This is a genomic window from Kitasatospora indigofera (genome assembly GCF_014655955.1).
GTDB classification, from domain to species: domain Bacteria; phylum Actinomycetota; class Actinomycetes; order Streptomycetales; family Streptomycetaceae; genus Kitasatospora; species Kitasatospora indigofera.
Window position 1 is genome coordinate 1 of record NZ_BNBO01000118.1, and the last position, 3,975, is coordinate 3,975.

Annotated in this window: 1 protein-coding gene; it reads right to left on the reverse strand. The window is 71.9% G+C overall.

Features of this window, described 5'->3' with window-relative positions; translation table 11 throughout:
• Positions 1-43: 43 nt before the first annotated feature.
• On the reverse strand, positions 44-3,559 hold the full coding sequence (locus IE329_RS39615) for a sensor histidine kinase (RefSeq protein WP_229928151.1): 3,516 nt from the start codon (positions 3,557-3,559) through the stop codon (positions 44-46).
• Positions 3,560-3,975 lie beyond the last annotated feature (416 nt).

Sequence of the window (3,975 nt, forward strand, 5' to 3'; positions counted from 1 at the left end):
CAGCCAGTTCAGGTTCTGTGCGGCCTGGCTCATCTGACTCAACTCAACGCTCCTGGTGGTTCGAGCCGCCGAAGAGATCGGTGCTGCGGTTCTGCTGTCCGTTGCCGGACCGGTCGGTCTGGTCGGGGTCGATCCGGAAGCTGCCGGTGTTACCGGAGCCACTCGTCGCGCTACGGCCCTGCTCCACGCCGCGGCGCAGGTTGGTGAGCCGGCCGCGGACCTCCTCCGGAGTACGGGAGACCTGCGGGCCGTCCTGCGGGGTCGGCTTGGCGTTGCCGGCCACCAGGTTCTGCTTGGGCACCCGGCGCGGCAGCCCGGAGGGCGTCACCCCGCCGGCGGCCGGCTCGCGCAGCTGCTCGGCGCGCTGCCAGTCACCGTCGTTGGCGGACTGCCAGGACGGGTTCGGCTGGCCGGTGGGGCCGGTCGGACCGTACCCGCCGAGCGCCGACACCTCGTGACCGCGCGGCTCGGGGTCCACGGTGGCCTCCTTGGCGCCGGTGAACCAGTTCGGCTTGTCGCCGGCATCCTGGTCGCCGATCGCGCGGGCACCGAGGCCGGCGCCACCGCCGGCCAGCTGCTGGCCCGGGCGGCGCTGCGGCAGCCCGGAGGCCAGCGTCGAGGCCGGTGCCGACGGTGCGGCCGGCGGCAGGGCGGCGGGCTCCGGCGCGTACGGGTGGCCGGCGGCCTCCTCGCGCGCCTGCCGGACGTCGTCCAGGTAGGAGTCGCCGCGGTAGCCGTCGAACTCCTGCTGCCCGTACTGGTCGTCCTGGCCGCCGTACTGCTGCCCGTAGCCGTCGCCCTGGTAGCCGCCGTCGTAGCCGGCCTCGGCGTACTGCTGGCCGTACTGCTGCCGGCCGTACTGGTCGGCCTGGTAGCCGTCGCCCTGGTAACCGTCGCCCTGGAAGGCGTCGTAGCCGCCGTCGCCGTAGGACTGCCCGGTCTGCACCGGACGGCCGTACGGGTCCTGGTCGTACGCCTGGCCGCCCTGGTAGGGCTCCTCGGCGTACGGCGCGGCGTACTCCTGCTGCTGGAAGTCGTCGGAGGGCGTCCCGTAGGGCGCCTCCTCGATCTCGGCCTCCACCGGCTCGGCGGCGCTGGGGCCGGCCTCCAGGGCCGCGCGGCGGGCCTGGTCGAGCCGCTGCGAGCGCTGTACGGCCTCCAGGGCCGGGCTGAAGCCGCTGGCGCCGCCCCGGCCGGTCAGGTGGTCGTCGAAGCCGAGTTCGGCGGCGCTGCGGGTGCTCTGGAGCTCCGCGGACCACGCCTCCTGGCCGGGCTCCTGGTCGGCGAAGATCCGCGAGACGGTGAACTGCTCCTCGGGCTCCGCCGGCGCGTTCATCTCGGTCAGGTGCTGCGGGAGCATCACCAGCGAGGTGGTGCCCGCGGACTCGCCGGACGGACGCAGCTGGACCCGGATGTCGTGGCGCTGCGAGAGGCGGCCGACCACGAACAGGCCCATGCGGCGGGAGATGGTGGCGTCGACGGTGGGCGGCTCGGCCAGCTTCTCGTTGATCTCGGCGAAGTCCTCGGCGGTGAGGCCGATGCCCTTGTCGTGGATCTCGACCAGCACCCGGCCGTCCGGCAGGCGGGTGGCGTTGACCAGCACCCGGGTCTGCGGGCTGGAGAACGAGGTGGCGTTCTCCAGCAGCTCGGCGAGCAGGTGGACGAGGTCGGTCACCGCGGCGCCGATGACCTCGGCCTCCGGGATGCCGGCCAGCTCGACACGCTCGTACTGCTCCACCTCGGAGGAGGCGGCGCGGAGCACGTCGACCAGCGGCACCGGGGTGTTCCAGCGGCGGCCGGCCTCCTCGCCCGCGAGGACGAGCAGGTTCTCACCGTTGCGGCGCATACGGGTCGCGAGGTGGTCCAGCTTGAAGAGGTTCTCCAGCTGGTCCGGGTCGGCCTCGTTGTTCTCCAGGTCGGTGATCAGCGCCAGCTGGCGCTGGATGAGGCCCTGGCTGCGGCGCGACAGGTTGGTGAAGATCGCGTTGACGTTCCCTCGGAGCAGGGCCTGCTCGGCGGCCAGCGAGACCGCCTGCCGGTGCACCTGGTCGAAGGCGCGGGCGACCTCGCCGATCTCGTCCTTGCCGTGCAGCGGGATCGGAGACACCGAGGTGTCCACCCGGTCCGGGTCGGTCTTGGAGAGCCGCTCGACCAGGTCCGGCAGGCGGTGGTTGGCGATCTCCAGTGCGGCGCTGTTCAGGGTGCGCATGCCGAGGATCATCGAGCGGGCGATGAACCCGGTGAGCAGACCGGCCAGGGCCAGCGCGGCGATCACGATGACCGAGTTGAGCAGGGCGTCGGTCTGGGCGCGCGACTTGAGGTTCGCGGCGTCGGCGACGACCTGGTCGAGCAGCTGGTTCTCGGTGGCCTGGAGGCTGGCCATGTGGGTGCTGGTCGCCTGCGACCAGCGCGGCGGGTCCAGGCCGGCGGCGACGGCCTCGGCGATGGCCGCGTCGGCGGCGGCCTTGCCCTTGCTCAGGCCCTCGGCGGCGTTCTGGCTGTAGGCCATGCCGATGGCGAGCAGGCCGGAGACGGTCGGCGCGGTGCCGTTGGGCATCCGCAGCGCGGCCCGCTCGTCGGCGTTGGCCTGGGTGACCAGCGCGTCGGCGTACACCCGGGCGTCCTCGGGGGCGCTGCCGGTGTTGAACTCGGCGATCGAGACCTGCTCCAGCTTCGCCGAGACCAGGAGCTGCTGGATGAGCTCGGTGTTCTCGTAGCGGGTGGTGGAGCCGGCCTGGATGCCGACCAGCAGGTGCAGCATCAGCGCGCGCTGGGTCGAGGCGGAGGCCTTGGCCAGCGAGATGGCGTAGATCGCCCGGCCCTTGCTGGTGACGCTGGAGCTGCCGAAGCCGACCGAGTTGTCGTACGCCATCAGCGGCGCGATCAGGGTCGAGTAGGCGGCCTGGGTCGCGGTGGCGAACAGCTCGGGCTTGTAGGCGTTGTCGCGCAGGTGGGGCAGCGAGACGACGAGGCTCTGGAACGCCGCGTCGCGGTGCGCCAGCAGGGCGTCGTCGGAGATCTTGGCGTACGCGTCCTTGTAACCCTTGAGCGCCGCGTCGGTCTTCGCCCGCAGCGCGGGGACCTTGCCCTCGGCGTCCTGGTTGAGCAGGAGCGGCGCCAGCGACTGGTCGCGCTCGTTCTCCAGGGCGTCGGCCAGCTTGGTGGCGGCCCGGGCGAGCTCGGCGGTCTTCACCGCGCGGTCGGCCTTGACGTAGTCGTCGAAGGACGAGTTGACGCGCAGGCCGCCGAAGACGAGGCCGATGACGACGGGGATCAGCAGGATCGCGACCAGGCGGGTGGGCACCCGCCAGTTGCGCGGGGCGAGGAACTCGTACCTCCCGCCGGACTCCTTGGCACTCTCCGGTTCGGGCTCCGGCTTGGGACCCGGCTTGCGCTCGGAAGCGCCCGGCGCGGCCGCGGGCCCGACGGGGCCGGCGTTCGGCCGGTCCTCGGTCGGGGTGAACGCGGAGAACCCGGTGGGCTCGGTCGCTCCACCGTTCGGCTCGCTCTGGCGGGGCTCGGAGCGCCGCTGCGGGGTGACTGGCTGCTTACGCCTCACTCGACAACAACCTCTCGGCCGACTGGCGGCCATGGATCAATTCACCGCTACCCCTGGCAGCGGCCCGGGGGCTGGGCGGAACTGCCGTAACAGTCTTCGGGGTAGCTGGAATTTCAGCACGTGCAGGGATTCGGGACAAACAGCTGTTGGTGACCGTTCGGCGCCGCTGGAATCGGACATTTGATGACAGCATCGGGCGAAACGGAGCGATGCTGGCGCTGAGTGCCGTTGCCCGGCTACAGCAGGTCACTGTCGATCACCAAATGCCTACCGAACTGTTATCCATCGCTCATCCCCGGCCGCCGAAATGCCCGCCCGCTGCTCCGTGGCAGGTGGGCGGGCATCCGGGTGTCCGTCCGGGTCAGCGGAGGCGGGCGAGGAGGGCGTGTTCGACGAGGGTGATGAGGGCGCTCTTG